General features: G+C 62.4%; 16 protein-coding genes. 10 read left to right on the forward strand and 6 right to left on the reverse strand.

Annotated features, from left to right (window positions below; translation table 11 throughout):
* Positions 1-41: 41 nt before the first annotated feature.
* The 3 genes from GV068_RS19570 to GV068_RS19580 form a co-directional block, all read right to left on the reverse strand.
* Entirely contained in the window at positions 42-800 is a 759-nt protein-coding gene (locus tag GV068_RS19570) for a Crp/Fnr family transcriptional regulator (RefSeq protein ID WP_159701692.1), read from the reverse strand.
* Positions 801-823: 23 nt separating this feature from the next.
* Positions 824-1153, reverse strand: a complete 330-nt coding sequence (locus tag GV068_RS19575; protein WP_229464581.1) for a VanZ family protein — start codon at positions 1151-1153, stop codon at positions 824-826.
* Positions 1154-1551: 398 nt separating this feature from the next.
* Complete coding sequence (locus GV068_RS19580; protein WP_159701695.1) at positions 1552-2352, reverse strand: HDOD domain-containing protein; 801 nt, start codon at positions 2350-2352, stop codon at positions 1552-1554.
* Between the two features lie 259 nt (positions 2353-2611).
* Between GV068_RS19580 and GV068_RS19585 the strand changes: the two genes are divergently transcribed.
* A complete protein-coding gene (locus tag GV068_RS19585) occupies positions 2612-3937 on the forward strand; it encodes a diguanylate cyclase (RefSeq protein WP_159701699.1) in 1326 nt (441 codons plus the stop codon).
* On the opposite strand, the gene GV068_RS19590 is transcribed toward GV068_RS19585, so the two are convergent.
* Together GV068_RS19590 and GV068_RS19595 are read right to left on the reverse strand one after the other, a co-directional pair.
* Positions 3934-5172: a tetratricopeptide repeat protein gene (locus GV068_RS19590; protein ID WP_159701702.1), complete on the reverse strand. Its 1239-nt coding sequence runs from the start codon at positions 5170-5172 to the stop codon at positions 3934-3936. The two genes, GV068_RS19585 and GV068_RS19590, sit on opposite strands and share 4 nt — an antisense overlap.
* The gene (locus tag GV068_RS19595; protein ID WP_229464351.1) at positions 5169-7112 is read right to left on the reverse strand and encodes a CHASE2 domain-containing protein; all 1944 of its coding nucleotides are present in this window, start codon (positions 7110-7112) and stop codon (positions 5169-5171) included. The genes GV068_RS19590 and GV068_RS19595 overlap by 4 nt, the downstream gene beginning before the upstream one ends.
* 191 nt (positions 7113-7303) lie before the next feature.
* On the opposite strand from GV068_RS19595, the gene GV068_RS19600 reads away from it, so the two are divergent.
* The 7 genes from GV068_RS19600 to GV068_RS19630 all read left to right on the forward strand — a co-directional run bounded on the left by GV068_RS19600 (position 7304) and on the right by GV068_RS19630 (position 20460).
* Positions 7304-8695, forward strand: a complete 1392-nt coding sequence (locus tag GV068_RS19600; protein WP_229464353.1) for a FecR domain-containing protein — start codon at positions 7304-7306, stop codon at positions 8693-8695.
* A gap of 369 nt (positions 8696-9064) precedes the next feature.
* Positions 9065-12832, forward strand: a complete 3768-nt coding sequence (locus GV068_RS19605; RefSeq protein ID WP_159701705.1) for a DUF4214 domain-containing protein — start codon at positions 9065-9067, stop codon at positions 12830-12832.
* A gap of 367 nt (positions 12833-13199) precedes the next feature.
* Positions 13200-14741 carry a class I SAM-dependent methyltransferase gene (locus GV068_RS19610; protein WP_159701708.1) on the forward strand — a complete coding sequence of 514 codons (1542 nt, stop codon included), beginning with the start codon at positions 13200-13202 and terminating at the stop codon, positions 14739-14741.
* A 220-nt stretch (positions 14742-14961) separates the two neighbouring features.
* Positions 14962-16773 (forward strand): type I secretion system permease/ATPase, encoded by a 1812-nt coding sequence (locus GV068_RS19615; protein WP_159701711.1) that lies wholly within the window; start codon positions 14962-14964, stop codon positions 16771-16773.
* Complete coding sequence (locus tag GV068_RS19620) at positions 16773-18128, forward strand: HlyD family type I secretion periplasmic adaptor subunit (RefSeq protein ID WP_159701714.1); 1356 nt, start codon at positions 16773-16775, stop codon at positions 18126-18128. The genes GV068_RS19615 and GV068_RS19620 overlap by 1 nt, the downstream gene beginning before the upstream one ends.
* Positions 18128-19462, forward strand: coding sequence for a TolC family outer membrane protein (locus GV068_RS19625; RefSeq protein ID WP_159701717.1), 1335 nt, complete (start codon positions 18128-18130; stop codon positions 19460-19462). Before GV068_RS19620 ends, GV068_RS19625 begins: the two co-directional genes overlap by 1 nt.
* Before the next feature lie 419 nt (positions 19463-19881).
* Entirely contained in the window at positions 19882-20460 is a 579-nt protein-coding gene (locus tag GV068_RS19630) for a DUF4214 domain-containing protein (protein WP_159701720.1), read from the forward strand.
* A gap of 152 nt (positions 20461-20612) precedes the next feature.
* Here the strand turns inward: GV068_RS19630 and GV068_RS19635 are convergent, their stop codons facing one another.
* Positions 20613-21476 (reverse strand): sulfurtransferase, encoded by an 864-nt coding sequence (locus GV068_RS19635; protein WP_159701723.1) that lies wholly within the window; start codon positions 21474-21476, stop codon positions 20613-20615.
* 178 nt (positions 21477-21654) lie between these two features.
* Between GV068_RS19635 and GV068_RS19640 the strand changes: the two genes are divergently transcribed.
* Entirely contained in the window at positions 21655-22776 is a 1122-nt protein-coding gene (locus GV068_RS19640; RefSeq protein WP_159701726.1) for an acyltransferase, read from the forward strand.
* Positions 22777-22870: 94 nt separating this feature from the next.
* The gene (locus GV068_RS19645) at positions 22871-23695 is read left to right on the forward strand and encodes a sterol desaturase family protein (protein WP_229464363.1); all 825 of its coding nucleotides are present in this window, start codon (positions 22871-22873) and stop codon (positions 23693-23695) included.

The following is a 23695-nucleotide window of genomic DNA, read 5'->3' on the forward strand; positions in this document are numbered from 1 at the left end:
AAGCGGGAAGCGCCGCGCCGGGACGGCAAGCGGTGGGCCGGTCAGGAACCCTGCACCAGCTTCTGCAGCGCATCCGGCTTCACGATGATCAGGCGGTGCGCATCCTTCTGCACGATGCCCTGCTGCGCCAGCGCCGTCAGCGCACGCGTCACGGTTTCGCGGCTGGTGTTGATCATGTTGGCGATGTCCTGGTGCGTCGGCAGGTTCTCGACCACCGCCGGTGCCCCCGGCTCGGCCTGTTTGTTCTTCTGCATCAGCACCAGGTAGGTATAGATGCGCTTGGCCGTATTGTTGATGCTCAGCAGCGAGCGGAATTCGGAATCGCGCTGGATCTTCTGCGCCAGGTGCTTCAGCATGTGCGTCGCCACCGACGGCGAGTGCGCGAACAGGTGCATCGCGGTGGCGGCCGGCAGGAAGGCCACCAGGGCGTCCGACATCGCCACCACCGAGGCCGAGCGGGTAGAGTTGTTGATCAGCGCGATCTCGCCAAAGAAGTCGCCCGGCGCCAGCATGCGCAGGCCGATGGCGCGGCCGTCCTCGGTCACGTCGATCACCTGCAGCTGGCCCGACAGCAGGAACATCAGGCCGTCGCCATGGCCGCCTTTCTGCAGCACGATGTCGCGCTTGCTGTACTGGCGGAACCGCAAGTCCTGCTTGACCCGGATGATCTCCTCGTCCGACAGATCGGCCAGCAGCGGGATCTTGCGCAGGTGGATCTGTACCTGGCGCTCTTCCGGCGCGGCTGCGTCATTCTCGGCGGGAGCCCGGCGGGCCGGGGCGGTCTTGGCGGTGGCGGTCATGGTGCGTTCTGAAATACTTTGCCTCAGAAGAAGGTCACGTAGAGGTGGGCGGCGACCGCCGCGAAGGCGATGCCGGCCGCGTTGGCGGCGATGTCGCGCCAGCAGAAACTGCGGTCCGGCACCAGCGACTGCAGGCATTCGATCAGCCAGCCCGCAACGAGCAGGCCCAGCAGCCAGGAGAAGGCCTCGGCCGGTCCCTGGGCCACGCGCAGCGCCAGCATGGCCAGCATGGCGAAGGCGGCAAAATGGAGGAACTTATCGTTCGGCAGCGGAGGAAGCCAGCGGTTCGGCACCAGGCAACCGACGCAGACAGCCAGCGCGGCCATGCCCAACAACACCATGTCTCCCACCACGATCAAACGGTCCTTCCTGAATTGCCGACAGCCGTGATTGTATACGGTCGAGCCTGCTTAGGGTGGCTTTGGGCCCGCCGCGCGCAGCGGTTGGCGCGTGCCTGCAACGAAGCGTGATCAAGCTGTCAAGAAAGAGCAGGGTCAGGTCCAACATCCGCATACGAGCTCAGCAGGAAGGGTAAGACTAAAAGCTTGGATCGTGTTGAAATGTTGGACCTGACCCTCGTCTTTGCTTCGCGCATGCGCCAGCGGACAGGAAGATGGCGGAAAACAGTGCGCTGGGTCGAGCCATGATCGGGTTTTCATGTGTTCAGGATGCCCGATCATGGAGCGCGCCACGACGCCGGTCCAGCAACACCGCATGCAGATGTGCTATTTCATGCGGCGTGAGGCTGCCATCAGGCCGCGGCGGCGAAGGATTCGTGCGTCGGGAAACGCGCCCGCATCCAATCCATGCTCAAACCGAGGGCCGCTACGACATCCGCCGGCAGCGTGTCGAGGATGGCCGGATCGTCGCTCGGGGTATCGGCCAGCAGGCTGGCCAGGTGCACGACGCCGCCCAGCTTGCAGAAGGGCAGGGCCGCCATCGGGTCGGACGAACGCTCGACCGCGTCGGCGATCCGCGCCGGGAAATTCCAGCGGCGGCACAGTTCGGCCGTGATCTGGCCTTCCGACAGGCCCAGCAGGCGCTGTTCGCGCTCCCAGCGCGCACCCGGCAGGTGCGGCAGCTGTTCGATTTCGGCGAACGCGGCGGGCGCCACCTGGTAGATCAGCAGTTCGCCTAGGCGCAGCACCATGCCGGCCAGCCAGGCGTCGCCGGCATCAGCGCCGGCGCCGTTGGCCAGCCACTTGGCGTAGCCGGCGCAGGCCATGCTGCTCTTCCAGAATTCATCGGTGTCCAGGCCGGGCAGGGCGGGGAAGGACTCGGCGAAGCAGGCCGCCAGCGCCAGGGTGCGGATGTGCGACATGCCGGCCAGCGCGATTGCGTCGTCGAGCGAGCTGACGTTGCGGCTGGAGCCGAAGCGGGCGCTGTTCGCCAGGCGCATCAGCTTGGCAGTCAGGGCGGGGTCGCGCGCGATGATGGCGGCGACGCTTTTCGCCGAGGCGTCCTCGTTGTCGAGGGTCGCGATCAGGGCGTGCGCCACGTCGGAAATGGTGGGCAGGCGAACGTCGCTGAAGAAATTGGCAAGGCTGATCATGTGTCTTCCTGGTGATGGCCCGGCTGGGCGGTTGTATTGCTTATGAAGTTAGTGTAATGCCGTACATCAATAAATTACGCAGTTTTTTGCAGAGCATGGGAAATGTGTTGCTTCGCTGCGAATTAGGTTCCTATCGATAACTTTTGTTGCCTTGGCTCCACATGCTATGCAAAAGTGAGTTAAGAAACTGTGAAATATGTAGGAATTATCTGACATCGGATTAGTATGCGTAGCAATTCTGAACGCAAGGATTAACCCCATGCCTAATGCCTACGCCATCCCGACTCTAAATCTCGCGCGCAACCGCCTGTTGCTGCTACTCGCAATGGCGCTGTTGTTCGTCTCGAGCGTCTTTTTCGTGCGTGAAGTCGTCGAATTGCGGCGGACAATGGCCGACTTGCGCGCCAATGACCTGGCGCGCATCGAAATTCGCAACGTCCTTGTGTATCTGCTCGACGTCGAGACCGGACAACGGGGTTTCCTGCTGACTGGTAACGAAAGCTACCTCGAGCCTTACTTGCGGGGCCAGCGGCAGGTGCACGAAAGCTTGCGACGAGCGGAAGAGCTGAGTGCGGAGTACGAAGGATTGTTGCGCAGTCTTCCGCGGCTGGCCCTGCTGGCGGAAACCAAGCTGGAAGAACTCAAGCGAACCATTGTTGCCAAAAAGCGGGGAGACGATGCTTCCGCGATCGCGATCGTGCAACAGGGGTATGGGAAACAGGCGATGGATGAGGCCAGGCAAGGAATCCAGGCAGAGTTGACACGCCTCCGCTTCGCGCGCGACCGCATCATGCTGGAGTTGGACCAGCGCTACCAAAGAAGCGTGTTTGCCCTGGTCCTGATCGTGGCAGTCGTCATGGGTCTTGCACTGGTTGCATGGAAGTCGATGTCGGATTCGGCGCGCCACAATAACGAACTGGCACGCCGCCTGGCGCAGGAAGCCTCCTATGACGCGCTTTCCGGTCTGCCGAACCGCCGCTTCTTCGACAGGTGGAGCGCGCGCCTAATGGCAGGTAACAAACGCGAGTACAAGCCGTTCACGCTGCTGCTGATCGATCTCGACGGATTCAAGCAGGTCAACGATACCTGCGGCCACGGTGTCGGAGACCAGGTCTTGGCGGAAGTGGCGGCCCGCTTCAAGGGTGTATTGCGTGCCGGCGAGTTCCTGGCCAGGCTGGGCGGTGATGAGTTCGGCATCCTGGTGGAAGCTGACCTGTCCCGCAGTGAAGCCACAGGCCTGAGTGAACGGCTCATCGATTCGGTCCGGGCTTCCCTGCACCCTCAGCTGGCCGACAACGCCGTTGGCGCAAGTGTCGGGGTCGCTGCTTTCCCGATGAACGGCCTGGACATGGATGCGCTCAAGGAAGCGGCCGACGCGGCGCTCTACGCATCGAAAGAAAACGGACGGGGGATGGTGTCGTTCGCTCCGCAGGCGAACCTGCACCGTTTAAGCGCGTTCTACGCGAACCGCGGGATCAGGATGTCGTTCCTGGACGACGAAAGATCGAACCCGTCCGCCGCCGCATGGGCGGCAGCAACGCATCCATTGCAGGGCGCGCAGCCCGCCTCGGCGCCCCGATTCTAAGGCAGCTGCCACTGCCAGCTCAGCTGCAATTGCCGGTTGTTGTACTGGAAGATCGAGATGTTCTCGCGGTTGCGCACCACGCGCGCTTCCAGTACCACCGACTGCTGCTTGTTGATCGCGTAGTTGATGCTGGCGCGCAGCACTTGCGTGGCCTGTTCGCGCACCTGCTCGATCACGCCCGGTGAATAGGCGCGCTCGCTGTTCCAGGTCTGGCGCGAGTAGCCGACTTCCGTGTTGACGCTGAATCCGACATGGCGCCGCAGCACGATGTTGGCGTAGGCGCCCTTGCGGTCGCCGCCCGGACGCTGCGCCAGCGCGTGGTCGTTCAGGTAGCCCAGCGTGGTGCTGGCGAAAGTGTCGCCGCCGCGCCAGGACAGGTGGCCGCGCAGCTCCTGCGTGGTCGAATCGAAATTGGTCAGCGAGGGGAAGTTGTTATAGGTGATGGCGCCCACCACGTTGAACTGGACGCCGGCGGGAAGGCTCAGCGGCGGCACCACGCGCGCCTGCAGCTGCGCCTGTTTCTGGTAGAGCTGTCCGCCTAGGGTCACCAGGCCGAGCGTGCCGGTGGCGCGCAAGCGCCAGCGTCCCCATCGATACGGCGCTTCCAGGCCGGTGAACAGCGAACTGGTGTCGTACTGGTGCAGGCTGTCGTTGCGGCGCAACTGGTACTGGGCAAAGCCGAGCACGCCGTTCGGCGTCACTTCGCGCATGTACTCGCCCGAAAGCTGGGTGTAGCCGTCGCTGCGCGGCGTGAAGTCGCCCGACAGTTCGTATTCCACTTGCCCGTCGGGCGCATCGACCACGTAGCGGGTGGTGCGTGCGCCCTGGTTGACGTTCTGGTCGAAGCCGCGGCTAGCCGTCACCACGCCGCTCGAGAACACGTCCCAGCGCGAGCAGCCCTGCTCGCGCGTCTGGGCGATCAGTTCCAGCAGCGCCGGCGAAGGGTTGAAGCGCGTCTCGATGACGGCGAACAGGCGCTCGGCCTCGTCGGAATTGCCGAGCGCGCAATGCGTCAGCGCCAGCTCGAGCCAGGCGCCCGCATGGTTGGGCGACCGCTCGATCGCGCGCCGCAGTTCGGCGGTGGCGTCGGTGCGCCGGCCCTCCGAGATCGACTGCAGCGCCTGCATGTACAGGTCTTCGTCGGGCGCCTGCTGCGGATCGTCGGCGGCTCGCGCAGCCGTCGCCAGTACCAGGCATGAAAGCGCGCACCAGGCGCGCAGCGAATCGAACTTCATGAACTGCCTTTGACTGCGGCTGCTTCGGCCGCTTCGGTCATGTCGGGTGCCGCGCTGCGTGAGCGCGGGATGTCGCTTGGGGTGAACAGTGCGGTGGCCTTGCCCTTGCCGCGCAGGCGGCGCTCGCCCAGCGCGATGAACTGGTGGCGCAGCGCGCGCTCGACGGTGCCGGCGCCGACGATCACGTCGTAGGGGAAATCGCGCGCCGCCTGTTCCAGGCGCGAGGCGGTGTTCACGCTGTCGCCGACCGCGGTGTAGATGCTGCGGAAGGAGGTGCCGAAGTCGCCCGCGACCGCCGGTCCGCTCTCGATGCCGATGCGCGCCCGCAGCGGCGGGTGGCCCAGCGCTTCGCGCACGCGCGAAAGCGCCTCGACCCGTTCGACGATGGCGCGCGCCGCGTCCAGCGCGCGGTCGGCGTGCTGCTCGATCGGCAGCGGCGCGCCCCAGAAGGCGACCAGGCCGTCGCCGGTGTATTTATCCAGAGTGCCGCCGCCGGAGATCACCGGCTCGGTCAGGCAATCGAGGAAGTCGCGCGTCAGGCGCGCCGATTCTTCCATCGACAGCGATTCGACCTGGCTGGTATAGCCCTCCATGTCGGCGATCAAGGTGGTGACGTCGAGCTGGCGCGGCGCCAGCGGGTCTTCCAGGTCACTGCGCAACAGCTCGCGCACCACCGAGGGCGCCACGTACTGCTGCAGGGTGCCGAGCAGGCGGCGCGAACGGCGCTGCGCCATCTGCCACTGATAGGGCACGGCCACCGCCAGCAGGAACAGGTTGCTCATCAAGGGCGCGGTGGTCGAGAACAGCGGATCGTGCGGCGCGATCTCATAGGCCGCGCGCAGCCAAAGCGCTGAGACCAGGCCGAGCAGCGCCACGCTGGCCCAAGCCGGCAGGCGGGGGAAGGCGAAGGTCGCCAGCAGCGCCGACAGCAGGGCGAAGGCCAAAGCGGCCAGCCGTCCCGGCCAGGGAGCAGGAGTCCTGCCTTCCTGGCGGTCGAGCAGGGCCGACAGGATCTCGGCCTGCACTCCCAGGCCCGGACGCTTGGCGGCGTGCGGCGTGGTCACGCGGTCGCCCAGGCCGAGCGAGGACGAGCCGACCACCACCAGCCGGCCCTTGGCACTGGCTGGGTCAATGCGTTCATTCAGGATGTCGGTGGCGCTGGCGATGGTGAAGGCTTCCCAGTCGCGCTTGAAGGGAATCCGCATGTGGGCGGCATCGGGCAAGGCCGGCTCCTTGGCTCCGCTACAGCAGTCGACCAGGGCCAGGCCCAGGGCCGGGTAGTCGCGTCCGCCGAAGCGGGTGACCAGCGGCACGTGGCGCAGCACGCCGTCGCGGTCCGGCACGAAGCCGATGTTGCCGACGTGGCGCGCCCTGGCAAAGCCGGCATGGTTGGCGATATAGCCGTCGGCGGGGCGCGCCTGCGCCTGCAGCTGGGGCAGGGCGCCGGCCGGAACGCCCTGGCGCAGTGGTTCCGGACGGCGCTGTTCGTAGTCGAAATCGAAGGCCTGGCCCAATACCAGCGGGCCGTGGGTGGCCAGCGCCGCCAGGCGCATGTCGCCCTCGGGATCGCCCGCCTTTTCGCGCACGATGTCGAGGGCGACGCCACGCGCCTCGTAGCGGCTGAGCAGGATTTCGACCAGGTCCGCGATGCGCGAACTCGGCCACGGCCACGGGCCTTCCGCCGCCAGGCTGGCTTCATCGACGTCGACCACCAGGGTGCGCGGTTCCACCTCGGTCGTCGCACGCCAGCGGATGAACTGGTCGCGCAGGATCTCGCTTCCGAAAGAGATGTTGTCCAGATGCGACAGGCCGAAGGAGGGACCCCATTGCACGAGCACGGTCAGCAGCACGGCCACGAGACCGATTGCCGCGCGCGCGAACATGCCCTGCCGGCGCGGTACCGGCTGTGAGCTGCTCTGGGAAGAAGGTGAATCGGTCACGCCGTCAGGACCAGTGTAAGAGCGAGATATTAATGACGAGAAACGACAAGTATAGGCTAAAGGCTTGCTCTGAGGGCAATTGCTACAAATTGTAAGCACAGCGGGTAGCACATGAGATTGCCTTAGAATGTGATGGCCGTCACGGAAGAGGCTGGCGCGGCCCGGATAATAGCGCGAAAAGGGGAAAAAGTATGTTGCGTCAATTACTCATCATCAGCTCGTTGGCATTCGCTGCTACGGCGCACGCGGCCGAAGCCGGCAAGGTCATCTTTGCCGCCGGCCAGGCGCAGGTCGCCGACAAGGCGGGCGCCGAAGGCACCTCCGTGCAGGAAGGCGAGCTGTTGATGACCGGTAAGGACGGCTTCCTCTACGTCAAGACGATCGACAACGGTCTCTTCGTCCTGCGCCCGAACACGAAGGCCCGCATCGTCGCCTACCACGTCGACGCGAAGAACCCGGCCAACACCCGCATCAAGCTCGAGCTGATCAGCGGCGTCGCCCGCAGCAAGTCGGGCGAGGCGGTCAAGCAGGCGCGCCAGAACTTCCGCTTCAACACCCCAGTGGCGGCGATCGGCGTGCGCGGCACCGACTTTACTGTCTACGCCGACCAGGAAACCGCGCGGGTCACCGTCCTGACCGGCGGCGTGGTGGTGAGCGGCTTTGCCGGCTCCTGCAATCCCGAAGGTGGCGGCCCCTGCGAAGGCGCGGCCAGCCGCGAACTGTTCGCCGCCCAGCGCGGCCAGCTGCTTCAAGTGAAGCGCGGCGACACCGCTCCGCAACTGCTGCAGTCGAACGGCAACGGCCCGGACCAGGTTTCGCCACCGCGTGCGGACGAGCCGGTGGCCAAGAGCGGGGGCAGCGGAAGCAGCAGCAACACCGCGGCGTCGATCCTGGATGCCCGCAAGAGCAACACGTTCGAGAAGCTGGTGAACCAGGGGCCGACTCCGGCGCAGCCGCAGCCTCCCAAGGATCCGATCGTGACGCCGCCGATCGATCCAGTCGTTGTCGGCCCGACGCCGGATCCGATTGAGCAGACGCCGGTTGAGGTGCCGCCACCGCCGCCGCCGAAAGAGCTGGTGTGGGGCCGCTGGCAAGGTATTGCCGCAGCGCCGGCGACGCTGAATCTGGAAGAGCAGCTTGGCTCCGTCAATACGAAAGTCGCGCTGATGCGCAATTACGCCATATTCCTGACCCCCGGCGCCGACTATGTCGTTCCGGAGCGTGGAAGTGTCGGTTTCAATTTGAAAGCCAGCGAAGCGTATGTGTATAGCGATACCGGCTCGTTGACGACCAAGGCAGATATCACCAATGGCACGCTGACTGTCGATTTCGGTGCGCGTACTTTTAAGACCGGCTTTGATCTGACCACCAGTTCCGGCGAGTTGTTCAAAATGTATTCCGAAGGTGGTGTCGGTAACAGCGGCCGCCTGTTTGGTAACGAATCTTGGAGAAATCCGACCAATATGAACGTCGAGGGCCAGCTGAGCGGTGAAAACGGTGGTGCCGCTGCTTACATCTTCGAACGCCGCCTGGATGGCGGACGAACCGTCAACGGCGGAACGTATTGGGGCGTTCAGAAATAAGCGCCAGATCCTTCTGAGAGCCGCCACCTCGTGTGGCGGTTTTTTTTCGCCTGGCGCCGCTGCTATGACGTACGCATAAGTGGCGAATTGCGGGTATCTCGTTCCCTATTACGGTAGAGATTACCCCCCACTTAAAGTGGTCACGAAGTCATTGCGCCATAGGAAACTTTCTCTGATAATGATCCGCCGCTAAAACGGAGTGGAAAAAAAACCGCAGTTTCGCCACAGATTGTTGATTCATGTGACGGCCGTCACATAGCTGCCTCCTTGACCTCTGTCATCATCCGGGTCGTTGGGCTGCAGTCACACATTCTGAAGAAGCTGCAGGTTGAACTTTTCTGATCATTGATCTAAATCTAGGAGTAATACATGGCTTTCCAAAATGCCGAAGCAATCCAGAAGCTGTACGTGGCATTCTTCAACCGCCCAGCCGACTACTACGGCCTGCAGTACTGGGACAGCGTCGTCACCGCAGCTAACGGCAACACCGCTGCTGTCGCCGCAGAATTCTCGAAGTCGAAGGAATACACCGACACCTTCGCGGGCATGAACACCCGCCAGATCATCAACACCGTCTACAAGAACCTGTTCGGCCGCAGCGCTGACGAAGCAGGTCTGGAATACTGGTTCGGCGAAGTCAACGCCGGCCGCGTGACCATCTCGAACGCCGTGACCTCGATCGCTGCTGGCGCACAGAACGCCGACAAGATCGCTTACGCGTCGAAAGTCACCGCTGCAACCGCCTTCACCAACGCCCTCGACACCACCGACGAGCGCCTGGGTTACGCTGGCGAGAAGGCCAACGCCGTCGCCAAGCTGTTCGTTGCTGGCGTGACCGACGCAGCTACTCTGGCAACCGCCGTCACCCCGGCTAACCTGGATGCGACCGTCAACCAGTCGATCGGCGCTGGCGCAACTGCCACCACCTACCAGCTGGCCAAGGGTCTGGATAACATTACGGGCACTTCGGGCAACGACGTGATCGTTGGCTCGATCGATACCAGCACTGGCGGTACCGAACTGAACACCCTGAGCAGCATCGACCTGATCAACGGCGGCGCCGGCGTCGACACCCTGAAGATCGCTCACGCTCAAGGTGATGTGACCCTGGGTAGCCTGACGAACGTTGAAGTTGTTGAAATCACCAGCGCCGCTGCTACCGCTGACGGTGGTCTGGTGGTCAACTCGACCAGCGTTGCTGGCGTGACCGACCTGAACATCGTCCGCGCAGCTGGCGTTGTCCAAGCTACCGCTGCTGCCTCGACCAACGTAGGCGTGTCCCTGAAAGATGTCGCCGGTATCAGTTCGATCTCGGTCATCGGCGGCAAGAATGTGAACGTCGCAGTTACTGACGCTGTCAGCGCAATCAACGTCGGCGCTGGCACCGCACTCGACCCTGTTGGCGCCGTGACTATCAGCGCAACCGGCGCGGCTGCTGTCAACAACGTTGCTACGACCACGATGGGCGCCATCACCGTTGGCGGCGGTACCACCATCAATGTGACCCAGAAAGCAACTGTAAATGCTGCTGCCATCGTCGCCGACGGCACGACTGAAAAAGTTGTCCAGGGCGCCGTGAATATCACCGCAAGTGCCGCTACCACCGACGTGGTTGTCAAGGCTGACGCACAGATCTCGGCCCAGAGCCGCGCTGCTGTGGCTGGTGCAACCGAAGTCGCGACCGTCAAGTTCACCGCACTGGAAGAAGGCGAGTCCGTCACCGTTGGCGGCCTGACTTTCACCGCAGCTAAAGACCTGACCGCTGCTCAAGTAGCACAAGCTTTCGCTAATCTGTCGGACGAAGCACCGATCCCGACCGACGCCAATGGCGATGACGCTACCGGCGACACCAACGGCTCGAGCGTGGCGTCGAACGGTATCTTCAGCGGCTCGCTGGTTGAAGGCTGGCACTCGGGCGCCACTAGTGGCGACACCGTGACCTTCACCGCGTGGGAAGACACCGACATGGCGGATGACCTGGAATCGTCGGCTGAAGCAACTGTCACCACCGTCACTCAGGGTGTGGATGCTGTCTCGGCTCTGAACCGTCTGGGCATCGACACCAACACCGTGACCATCGCTGGCGGCGCAGCCCTGAAAACCGTCACCGTTGACGGCTACAAAGCTTCGACCGGCACCGCAGGCATCACCGGCACCAGCAATACCGCGCTGACTTCCGTCACCCTGGCAAACGGCGGCACCAGCTCCACCGCAAATAGCGGCAGCTTCGAGATCGACAGCGTTGCTACCAACAGCCTTGCACTGAACCTGACCGCCGTAGTTGGCACCGTTTCGATCGGCGCTGGCGCCAAGACCCTGAACGCGAGTGTCACTACTAGCTCGTCGGTCACCACCACCATCGCTTCGGCCGATACCGAAACGCTGAATGTCACCGGCTCGGGCAACGTTGCTGGCACCACCGCTTCCGGTCTGGCCAAGGCAACCGCAATCAGCACCAGCGGCATGACCGGCGGCACCGCTACCTTCACCATCGCCGATGGCACTGCCACCAGCTTCACCGGTGGTGCAGCTTCGGACCGCGTGACCGTCAGCGACGCCAGCGTCGCCATTACCAAGGCCATCAGCCTCGGCGCTGGCAATGACCGCCTGGTCCTCAGCGGCAACGTTGTTGTTCCGACCGCAACCCTGTCGGGCGGCGAAGGCACCGACCAAATCCGCATGAACGGCGCGAGCGCTGCTGCTCTGTCGCTGAACGGCGATTTCGCTGCCAAGATCGACGGCTTCGAACGTCTGTACATCACTGATAACGTGACCGCCGCTACCACGGTCAACATGGCCAACATGGACGGTATCACTTACGTGATCAGCAACAACTCGACCGGCACCGCAGCTGCTGCAACCAAGGCCACCTTCACCGTCAACCTGGCCGGCTCGACCAAGCTGACCGGTAATGAAGACTCCCTGTCTTTCAACGGCGCTACCCTGTCGCCGACCACCGACATCACCACTGCTAATGCACTGGCACTGGCGCTGGCTGGCCTGGAGTACGATGACTGGGAAGTGACGAGTGTTTCGGGCTCCACCATCACCTTCACCGCAATTGATGCTGGCACCGGTACTTCCGTTCCGACCGGTACTGTGTTCACCAAGGCCGACACCGACGCAGACAGCGTCATCGTCCAGTCGATCTCCGCGTCGACTGCTGGTACCGATACTGGTGACACCGCACCGGCACTGACCATCGACAAGATGGTAAATGACGGCACCCTGGAACTGGTTGCTCTCGGCGACGGTGTGATCGTGAAGATGGCTGATGCTACCGGTACCTCGGATAGCTTCAACATCGTTACTACTTTGGCGGCTGCTGACATCGACTTCGGCAATGTTGTCGTGGCAGGTGTTGAGACCATCAAGATCAATGCTACGGACGGCAGCCCGACCGACTCGAGCGGCAACGTCACCAATACCGGCATCCTGGAACTGAGCGCCGACAAGGCCACCACCGTGACCATCAGCGGCAACTCGCACATCGACCTCACCCTGGGTAGTGTTACCAAGTCGGTCGCAACCATCAACGCATCGGCTCTGACCGGCGACCTGACTTTCGCTGCCAGCGGTGCTGACGGCGTGGTTGCCGTGACCGTGACCGGTGGTGCAGGTAACGACACCCTGTCGGCTTCGGTTGGCGAGTTCGCAAAAGCTGACGTGATCAACGGCGGTGCTGGTAACGACGTCATCTACGCTGGTTCGAACGGCGCCAAGCTGACTGGCGGTGCTGGCGACGACATCTTCGTGGTGAGCGCTGCAGGCGCCGACCTGGGCAACAAGGAAGGCAACACCTACTCTGAAATCACCGATTTCAGCGCAGGCGACCTGCTGCAGCTGCAAGCCTTCAACGGCACCGACACTGCTGACGTTTCGGTCTTCGGCAAGCTGACCGCGACCCTGAACGAGACCACCGCAACGTTCTCGAACTTCGTCGACGCAGCAATCAAGCAGGCTGGTGCTGGCGAGGCGGTGTGGTTCAACTACAAGGGCGACCTGTACGTCGTGGTCGACAGCGACGGCAGCACCGACACCTTCGAGAATGGTACCGACCTGATCGTCAAGTTGACCGGCGTGAACGGCGACAACCTGACCTTCAACAGCGACTTCGGCACCGCTGGTCTGGTCTAATTGATCAGATGAAGCACTTGCCTTCGGGCAGGTGCTCGAAGTGAATACTTCAGCAAATTTGTTGGGGTACGAGGGGCGGGTGCAAACCCGTCCCTTTTTCCCTGGTGGCGAGCTTCTTGCGTCACTATGGTCATTCTGCAGCGCCGTCGAACGCGACCGGCTGGTCGCTGAGTTTCAGCGCGAATGGAATGACTTGGCACTCAGACTGCCGCCTCAGCAATAACTTGCTAGAACGCCGGGCTCTAGAGCCCGGCTTTTTCTTTTGTAGCAGCGCATCCGGGCCTATCAGGCCCTTTTTTTTGCAACGCGTGCAACATTTCCAGATGAACCTGCTAGCATTCCTTATTCCTTCACACACGGAGACCGTATGTCGGACTGGACCGGGGGTTATGTAGCAGATATCGCTTACACCCATGGCTATTACCCTGAACTTAACCCATTGCGCCTGAAGCTCGCCTTTTTAAATGCGAGTTACGCTTTTCCAGAAACAGGCGCAGCCTGCGAATTAGGTTTCGGGCAGGGTGTCAGCACCAATGTGCATGCGGCCGCTTCGGTGACGCGCTGGTACGGCACCGATTTCAATCCAACCCAGGCCGGGTTTGCTCAGCAGCTGGCTGCGGCCTCCGGCGCCGACGCGCAATTGTTCGACCAGGCGTTCGACGAGTTCTGCAACCGTCCTGACCTGCCGGACTTCGACTTCATTGGCCTGCATGGCATTTGGAGCTGGGTCTCCGACGCCAACCGCAAGATCATCGTCGACTTCATCCGCCGCAAGCTCAAGGTTGGCGGCGTTGTCTACATCAGCTACAACACCCAACCAGGCTGGGCCGCAATGGCGCCAATGCGCGACCTGCTGGCCGAGCATGCCGCCGTCATGAACGCGTCCGGCAGCGGGATAGTGCCCGGCATCGATGCTGCGCTGGCCTTCGCCGACCGGCTGAAGGATAGCGATGCCCAGTACTTCAGCAATAACCCCCTGGTTGCACAGCGCTTGCAGGGCCTGAAGCAGCACAACCGCAACTACCTGGCTCACGAATATTTCAACCGCGACTGGAACCCGATGGCGTTCTCGCGCATGAACGGCTGGCTGCAAGAGGCGAAACTGAGTTTCGCCTGCTCGGCCCACCATATCGACCATGTGGCTGTCGTCAATCTGACTCCAGAACAGCAGCAGCTGCTGGCTGACATCCCGGACCGCAATTTCCGCGAGACAGTGCGCGATTTCGTAGTCAATCGCCAGTTCCGCAAGGATTACTGGGTACGCGGCCTGCGTCCATTGTCGGTGGTCGAGCGCGCCGAGATCCTGCGTCGCCAGCGCTTCGTCCTGGCGATGGCAATCGACAAGGTGAGCATGACCGTGCCCGGCTCGCGCGGCGAAGCGACGCTGCAGGAGCAAGTGTATGGCCCGATCCTGCAACAGCTGGCTGACTACCAGCCACGCTCGTTGGCCCAGTTGATAACCGCTCTCGAGGGCAGTGGCGTCGACCCCAACGGTTTGGTCCAGGCAATCACGATCCTGGTCAGCAAGCAGGCGGTGTATCCGGTGCAGGACGAGGAGCTTGTCGAGAAGGCGCTACCCGCAGCGACCCGGCTCAACCGCAGGTTGTGCGAGCAGGCCCGCTATTCAGAAGAGATCTCCGTACTAGCCTCGCCCCTGACCGGTGGCGGCATCAATATCAACCGCGTCGAGAAGCTGATCATGCTGGCCCGGGCGAACGGCGTCACAACCGCGGAGGGAGCCGCCCGCTTCGTGATCCACACGCTGAAGCTCAGCGGGCACCGCATTCTCCTGAAAGATGGCAAGATCCCGGAAACGCCGGAAGCAGAGCTGGATGAGGCAGTTCGTGTTGCCCAGGCGTTCGATAGCCAAGTAGCCCCCATCCTGAAGGCCCTCCGTATCGCCTGTTGAAGCCTGACTGTTCAATAACAGGCGCCCATTTCTGCGAGCGCCTGTCTCTCTGGCGCGACATTGGTAGCCGCCGGTTACAAATTCCCCTTATCGAAACATTCAGAAAATGTGATGCACATCACATTTGCGGCGAGATTTGAGCGATAATGTCTCGCTCGCTTCTACTGCTCAGTCCGCTTGACAGGGTGGAAGCGTCTCTATCACGCGTTCATCGGACTACATGAATACCAAACTCTTTAACAAGAAAAACGAAATCGAGCAGGCTCTGCTCGCTTTCAAGAGCACGTTCTGGACGGTCGGCACTTTCAGCGCCATCACCAACCTGCTGATGCTGGTGCCGTCCCTGTACATGCTGCAGGTGTACGACCGCGTGCTAGCCAGCCGCAACGAGCTGACCCTCGTGATGCTCACCGTGCTGATGCTGGGCGCCTATCTGTTGATGGTCGGCCTCGAGCTGGTGCGTTCCTACGTGCTGATTCGCGTCGGCGCCAAGTTCGACATGAACATGAACAAGCGCGTCTACACCGCGGCGTTCGAGCAGAACCTGAAGCTGTCCGGCGCCAATGCCGGCCAGGCCCTGGCCGACCTGACCAACCTGCGCCAGTTCCTGACCGGTAACGCGCTGTTCGCCTTCTTCGACGCGCCCTGGTTCCCGATCTACCTGATCGTGATCTTCTTCTTCGAGCCGGCCCTGGGCTGGTTCGCGGTGGGCGGCACCCTGATCCTGGTGGTGCTGGCCGTCGTCAACGAGCGCACCACCAAGAAGCCGCTGAGCGAAGCCAACACCATGGCGATCGCTTCGACCACCATGGCGACCAATAACCTGCGCAATGCCGAAGTCATCGAATCGATGGGCATGCTGCCGAACCTGATCGCGCGCTGGTACAAGACCCACGGCAAGTTCCTGCAACTGCAGGCCGAGGCCAGCGAAAAGGCCGCCAAGATCGCCTCCGCCACCAAGTTCGTGCAGGTTTCGCTGCAGTCGCTGGTGCTTGGTTTCGGCGCGCTGCTGGTCTTGGAGAACAAGATGACCGCAGGGATGATGATCGCGGCATCGATCCTGGTCGGCCGCGCGCTGGCGCCGGTTCAGCAGGTGATCGGCGTGTGGAAGTCTTGGGCCAGCACCCGCAGCGCTTTCGAGCGCCTGAGCAAGCTGCTGGAAGCCAATCCGGAACGTCCTGCCGGCATGGAACTGCCGAAGCCGCAAGGCACGCTGACCGTGGAAGGCGTCACCGCCGGTCCTCCCGGCGCTAACGCGCCGGTTATTAAAGGCCTGAGCTTTGGCATCTCCCCCGGCGACGTGCTGGGCGTGATCGGCCCGAGCGGTTCCGGCAAGTCGACCCTGGCACGCCTGCTAGTCGGCGTGTGGCCGTCGGCGATGGGCAAGGTGCGCCTGGATGGCGCCGACATCTACCAGTGGAACAAGGGCGAACTCGGCCCCCACGTTGGATATCTGCCGCAGGACATCGAACTGTTCGGCGGCACTGTGAGCGAGAACATCGCCCGCTTCGGCGAGATCGATGCGGAAAAAGTGGTACTGGCGGCCAAGCGCGCCGGCGTGCACGACATGATCCTGCACATGCCGGGAGGCTATGACACCAAGCTGGGGGACGGCGGCGCCGGCCTGTCCGGCGGCCAGAAGCAGCGTATCGGCCTGGCCCGCGCGATGTACGGCGACCCGTCGCTAATCGTGCTGGACGAACCGAATTCGAACCTGGACGACGTGGGCGAGCAGGCCCTGGTCCAGGCGGTGCTCGACCTGCGCCAGCGCGGCAAGACCATCGTCCTGATCACCCACCGCACCACGGTGCTGGGCGTGACCAACAAGTTGCTGCTCCTGCGCGATGGTACGGCCCAGATGTTCGGCCCGACCAACGACGTGCTGAAAGCGCTGCAGGAAGCCAATCAGAAGGCGATGCTCGCGCAACAGCAGGCACAGCAGCAGGCAGCGGCCCAACAGCAAGCGGCGCAGCAGCAGCGCGCCCAGGCCGATCAGGCAAGCGCGCAAGTCGCGACTGGAGAAAACAACTGATGAAACTACTCAAGAGTGATACCCCCGCCGACGTCATCGCGCACGACGTCGTTCCGGTGGAAGTGAATACCGACGCGCGCCGCTTTGCCCGCGTCGGCTGGATCGTGGTGGTGCTGGGCTTCTGCGGCTTCCTGCTGTGGGCGGCCACCGCGCCGCTCGACAAGGGCGTGCCGCTGTCCGGCTATGTGTCCAAGGAATCGAACCGCCAGGCCGTGCAGCACCAGGCCGGCGGCACCGTGCAGCAGCTGCTGGTCAAGGATGGCGATGTGGTCAAGCGCGGCCAGGTGCTGGTGCGCATGAACCGGATCATGGCCAAGTCGAATTTCGACACCACTGAAGCGCAGTACCTGGCGGCCCGAGCAATCGAAGCGCGCCTGCTGGCCGAAATGGCCAACAAGCGCAGTATCGACTTCCCGGCCGAGCTGAAACAGCGCGCCAACGAGCCGCGCGTGGCCGAGGCGATGCGCCTGCAGGAACAGCTCCTGATGTCGCGCCAGATGTCGCTGCAAAGCGAAGTGGGCAGCGTGGATGCCACCATCGAAGGCCTGAAGCTGCAGATCCGCGGCTTGGAAGAAGCGCGCAACAGCAAGAAGGAACAAATGGCCATCCTGAAGGAACAGCTGGGCGGCATGCGCGACCTGGCCAAGGAAGGCTATGTGGCGCGCAACCGCCTGCTCGACCTGGAGCGCACCTACGCGCAACTGGGCGGCGAGATCTCGGAAGACATCGGCAACATCGGCCGTTCGCAGCGCCAGGTGATGGAACTGAGCCTGCGCCGCGCCCAGCGCATGTCCGACAACCAGAAAGAAGTGCGTACCCAGCTGACCGACGTCCAGAAGGAAGCCGAAGCCCTGGCCGCGCGCATCGAAGGCCAGAAGTTCGAGCTGCAGAGCGTCGACGTGAAGTCGCCCGCCGACGGCATCGTGGTCAACCTGGCCGTGTTCACCGAAGGCGGCGTGGTGCCGCCGGGCTTCAAGATGATGGACATCGTGCCGAGCGACGACCCGCTGGTGGTCGAGGGCCAGCTGCCGACCAACCTGGTGGACAAGATCCACGTCGGTCTGCCGGTGGAGCTGATGTTCTCGGCGTTTAACACCAACAAGACCCCGCACATCGAGGGCGAAGTGTCGAACATCTCGGCCGACCGCTCGGTGGACGAGCACACCGGCATGCCGTACTACAAAGTGCGCGTGAAGGTGAGCAAGGATGGCGCGAAGAAGGTCGCTGCGCACAAGCTGAACATCATCCCGGGTATGCCGGTGGAACTGTTCGTCAAGACCGGCGAACGCACCATGCTGAACTACCTGTTCAAGCCGGTGTTCGACCGTGCACCAGCCGCAGTGGGTGGCGACTGATGGCGCGCCGTCCGTTCAAACGACTCTTGGCGCTGGCGGTCGGCGCCGCTTTCGCCGCCGGCAATGCGGGCGCGGTCAGCCTGCAGCAGGCCTACGAGGCCGCGCTGAAGAACGATCCGACCTACCGCATGGGCTATTATGCCAACGAGGCGGCCAAGGAAAACCGCATCCTCGGCCGTTCGCAGTTGTTGCCGAGCGTGTCTGCCAGCTTCAATGGCAGCAAGAATGTGCTGGATCAGGAAGTGACCAGCGTCCTCGGCACCAACAAGACGCACCCGAAGTATCTCAGCCGTTCGTCCGTTGTGCAGCTGCGCCAGCCGATCCTGAATCTGGACGCAGTGCAGCGCTATCGCCAGGGTAAGGTGCAGGCTCAGCAAGGCGCCGAGCAGTTCGAAGTCGACACTAATGAAGTGGCGGTGCGCGTCGTGAGCGCCTACATGGATGCTCTCTTTGCCGAAGAGCAGGTGGCGCTGGCGCGCGTGCAGCGCGATGCCTTCGCTGAAACACAGAAGGTCAACCAGCGCCTGTTCGAAAAGGGCGAGGGCACTAAAACTGACATGCTCGAGACCAAGGCCCGTCTGGACCTGGCGGAAGCCCAGCTGATCGAGGCACAAGACCAGGTCGTGGCCCAGCGCGAAGTTCTGGAAGGTATTATCGGCGGACCGGCAGGCACGCTCGACGGGCTATCCGAATCTTTCCGCGTCGGCGACCTGGTGAAAGGCTCGTTCGAGGAGTGGAGCAAGCGCGCGATCGACAACAGCAATGAACTGGCGGTCGCTCGCCTTGCGGTGGAGAACACGCGTCTCGAAATCGGCCGCCAGAAAGCGGGCCACCTACCGCGCATCGACTTCATCGGTACCTACAGCAAGGGCGACAACGAAACCATCAACACGCTTAACCAGAACAACACCAACCGCAGCCTCGGCGTGCAGGTGAACATTCCGCTGTACGCTGGTGGTGCGGTGAACGCACAGACGCGCCAGGCCGCTGCCAACTACGAGCGCGCCCGCGCCGACCTGGAGGCGCGCACCGACCGCCTGACGGTGGAAGTGCGCAAGGCCCACAGCCTAACGCAGAGCAGCGTGCGCAAGGTCGATGCGCTCATGAAGGCAGTCGAGTCGGCCAAGCTCCTGATGACTGCGACCGAGCAGAGCATCAAGGGCGGAGTGCGCATCAATCTCGACCTGCTCAACGCCCAGCAGCAGTTGTTCACTGCCCAGCGCGACCTGGCCCAGGCCCGCTATTCCTACCTGGTGGCCGTGATGCGCCTGCGCAGCTTCACCACCAACATCGGCATGCAGGAAATCCGCGAGATCGCGGCTTACTTCCGTTAATGCTTGCGCTGGCCCGGCCTGCACAAGGCCGGGCCAGCGTTTCCCTTGGCGGGATCTGCCCGCTGTCCAGTTGTCCCTTTGCTACCACATCTTGCCGTGTTGAATGACACTCGGCAGGCTTGCGTACGTTTAATTTATTTTCGTTTTGACATTATTTATGCGCTGGCGAACTCAGCTTTTAAAGCGGTTTCGGAGCGTTTGCTGAGCCGCTGGAAGGCGCATGAATGCAGCGTTTCGGGCGTTCCGGCTCAACCATAAACTGCCGCCTGATTGTCACATTGGGTCGCTTCCTAGTTGCAACAGATTTCTGTATGTAATTGATTTTCTTGAAGAAATTCACCGCGCACGGTTGAGTAAATTGCGTTGTTGTTTGATTTGTTACGGTATATTTTCATCACATATTTGATGAGGAGGCCGTGATGGCAACTGATTACGTGAACGAAGTGCAGAAGCTGTATGTCGCATATTTCAGCCGCCCCGCCGACCCGGCGGGCCTGACCTACTGGGCCAACGTCTTGCAGACGAATCCGTCCGGTTACCAGACGATGTCTGCCAATTTTTCGACGTCGAATGAGTACAAGGCCGTCTATGCCGGTATGGACAACCGTGCGGTCGTCGCCGAGGTGTACGACAACCTGTTCGGTCGCCAGGCGGAAGCGGCGGGGGTGAACTACTGGGCGGACCTGCTGGACAGGAATCAGATCAGCATCGATAACGTGGTGACGCAGATCGCGGCCGGCTCCCAGAACAATGACCGCGTCGTCTACAACGGCAAGGTGGCCGTTGCAACATCGTTCACGTCGCACATCGATACCGATGCGGAAAAGACCGCCTACGCGGGCACGGCTGCCAACAAGATCGCCATCGACTACCTGGCGAGCGCGAAGAGCCTGGAAACGATCGCAATGCAGATGGACCCGGGCCAGATCGACGCCACCATCGCACGTATCGTCGGCACCCCGACGGGCATCGACTTCGACGGCATTGCACTCGTTTGAAATATTATTTCAAAAAGCAGTAGTTTCTGAAATATTTGTAAAGCTTCAAGCAGTACCGAACACGGAACGACGTGGATGGCGCAGGTAGCGCACACCGCAAAAATCGTCCCGGGTTCAAGATCCAGGCGCCGGGTGGCGGCGCGCGCAGAGCCTTACGGCGCGGCCGACACCTGTCCAGCCTGTCCTTCCTTCTTGCCGACGCAGTGCGGGCAAGACACTCCCACTACATAGTCAGGCGACAGCTGCTGGCGTGGCGTGACCACGGCGCGGCAGGCGTAGCATTGCGCGGTTTCGGTCGGCTCGAGCTTCGGGTTGAGCGCGGTGCGGTAGTCGAACACGAAGCAGTCGCCCTGGTAATGGTCGCCGCCGACTTCCTCGAAATACTTGAGGATGCCGCCTTCGAGCTGGTAGACGCGGTCGTAGCCGATGTTCTTCATGTGGATCGCCGCCTTTTCGCAACGGATGCCGCCGGTGCAGAAGGTGACCACCGTCTTGCCGGCCAGCTCGTCCTTGTGTTGCGCCGCCACTTCCGGGAACTCGGTGAACTTCTCGATGCGGTAGTCCAGCGTGTCCTTGAAGGTGCCAACGTCCACTTCGAAGGCATTGCGAGTTTCCATCATCACCACCGGCACGCCATCGTCATCGTGGCCCTGGTCGAGCCAGCGCTTGAGCGTCTTCGGATCGACCGAAGGCGCGCGGCCGAGTTCCGGCTTGATGAGCGGCATGCGCATCGTGATGATTTCCTTCTTGATCTTCACCAGCATGCGCTTGTGCGACTGCTCGCCGGAGACGCTTTCTTTCCATTCGAGGTCGGCAAGACGGGCGTCGCTGCGCACCCAGGCCAGGTACTGGTCGATCTGTTCGCGCGGGCCGGAGACGAACATGTTGATGCCTTCCGGCGTCAACAGGACGGTCCCTTTCAGGCCGAGTTCGTTGCACTTGTCCTGGTACTGCGGGCGCAGTTCTTCCAGGTTGTCGAGGGTGACGAATTTGTAGGCGGCGATATTGACGTGCATGGCGGGATGAAGAACGGGCAGGGAAGACAGCCAGCTATTATAAGCCAGCTGACTGCGCCATGCCGTTGTATTGGCAGCGTGGGCGGGAGCTCCGCCCACCCTACAGATTCCAAAGGAATAGATGTTTTCACATTAGAATAGCTGGAATAGAACAACAGGCCACCGGCCCGAGCCTTCCATGCATTCGCCGAACATCCAGTACAACCCCCGTCTCGACCAGCTGCGCTGGCTCGCCGCCACCCTGGTTTTCCTGTTTCATTTCCACCTTGAATACCGCGGACTCGGCGGCGCCGGCCTGACCGGCGGCTGGACCGCGCTGATCACGGAAGGGCATACGGGCGTCGGCCTGTTCTTCACGCTGTCGGGCTTCCTGTTCATGCAGATCGCACTGCACCAGCACGCGACCGGGCGCGAGATCGTCTACCGCGACTTCCTGCGCAACCGCCTGCTGCGCATCGTCCCGCTCTACCTCGTCATCTATCTGCTGGCGACCTCGATCGGCCGCGACAAGTTCCAGCCGCAAGACCTGCTCTACCTGTTCGTCTCCAACCTCGGCCTGGCGCCGACCTCGGGCACCGTGATTACCGGCGCGGCCTGGACCATCTCGCTGGAATTCCTGTTCTACCTGGTATTCCCCTTCCTGGCCCGCTTCACGCTGGAGCGTGGCATCGCCTACCTGGGCGGCTGGCTGGTCCTGATGGGCTTTTTCAAGGTGGCGGCCTTCACCGTCAACGACAACAGCACGCTGATGTATTTCAGTACCTGGGTCGGCCGCTTCGACCAGTTCCTGATCGGCATGGCGGCCGCCATGCTGCACCAGCGCTGGCAGTCGCAACTGGCGCGCTTCGCCCCGGTTCTGCTGGTGGCCAGCGTCGCGCTGGTGATGTGGGACACCGCGCTGATGCACCGCGTCGCCCCCTTCGGCGCCACGCCCAAATCCGGCTTCTGGGTCTACTGGTCGATGATCGAGAGCGCCGGCTGGGCCGCGCTGATCCTGGCCTGGGTGTCCTTCTCGGCGCGCCTGCCGGGGGCGATCGAACGCGCGCTGAGCCAGGGCGGCAAGGTCAGCTTTTCCTTCTACCTCTTGCACATGGCGCTGCTGCACATCCTCGCCGTGCGCTTCAAATTGATTGCGCCGACCGGCACGCTCTGGGTCGACGCCGCCATCATGTTTGCAGTGTGTTACGGCGCGACCTGGGCGCTGGCGACGCTTTGCTACCACATCGTCGAGGAACCCTTCCTGCGCATGCGGCGCAGCTATGGCGCGGGGCGTACCGTTCCGGTAGCCTCGGTTTCGTAGGGTGGGCGGCTGTGCCGCCCACGCGGTCAGCGATACGCCGCGATACCTGTTTTCGGCTATCATGTCCGGCATTTCCCGAACAGCTAGAACCTCGATGATGGAGTACTTGACCCAGGCAGGCCACAACATGCTCGATTATGGATGGCGCATCCTGTACGTCTCCATGATCCTGTTCGTGCTCGAGCTTATCTTTGGCTGGAACAAGTACTCGATGAAGTCGCGTCTGCGTGGCGCCATGCTGTGGGCTGTGTACATCGTGATCACGGTCGCCTTCCTGACCGCGTTCAGCAACTTCTGGGGCAAGCTCGGCGTCCAGCCGCTGGTGAGCATCACCCTCAGCGAATACTTCGCATCCGAGAACAAATTCCTGACCGTGCTCGGCTGGATCGCGGCGCCGCTGCTGTCGCTGCTGGTGAGTGATTTCTTCTATTACTGGTTCCACCGCGCCCAGCACACCTTCAAGTTCCTGTGGGTCTTCCACGCCGAGCACCACGCGATCCGCGAGATGAGCGCCTGGAACAGCAACCACCACTGGACCGAAGAGATCTTCCGGATCCCCTTCATGATCATCCCGATGAGCCTGCTGGTGCGGGTCGATCCGGGCTTCGTGCCGGTGCTGGCCTGGCTGCTGCTGGGCGCCCAGGGGCAGTACATCCACTCGCACACCAAGCTGTCGCTGGGGCCGCTGCGTTACATCATGGCCGACAACCGCTTCCACCGCATCCACCACTCGGTCGAGAAGCACCACTGGAACCGCAATTTCGGCTCCTTCTCCTCGTTCTGGGACCTCGTGTTCCGTACCGCGCACTTCCCGAAGCGCAACGAGTGGCCGGATACCGGGCTGGACGAGCACGACGAAGCCCAGAACGTGCGCGAATACCTGTTCCGGCCCTTTCAAAAGCTGCGCGGCAAGGCCTGA

The organism is Massilia sp. 9I (assembly GCF_902506415.1).
Taxonomy (GTDB): Bacteria; Pseudomonadota; Gammaproteobacteria; order Burkholderiales; family Burkholderiaceae_D; genus Telluria.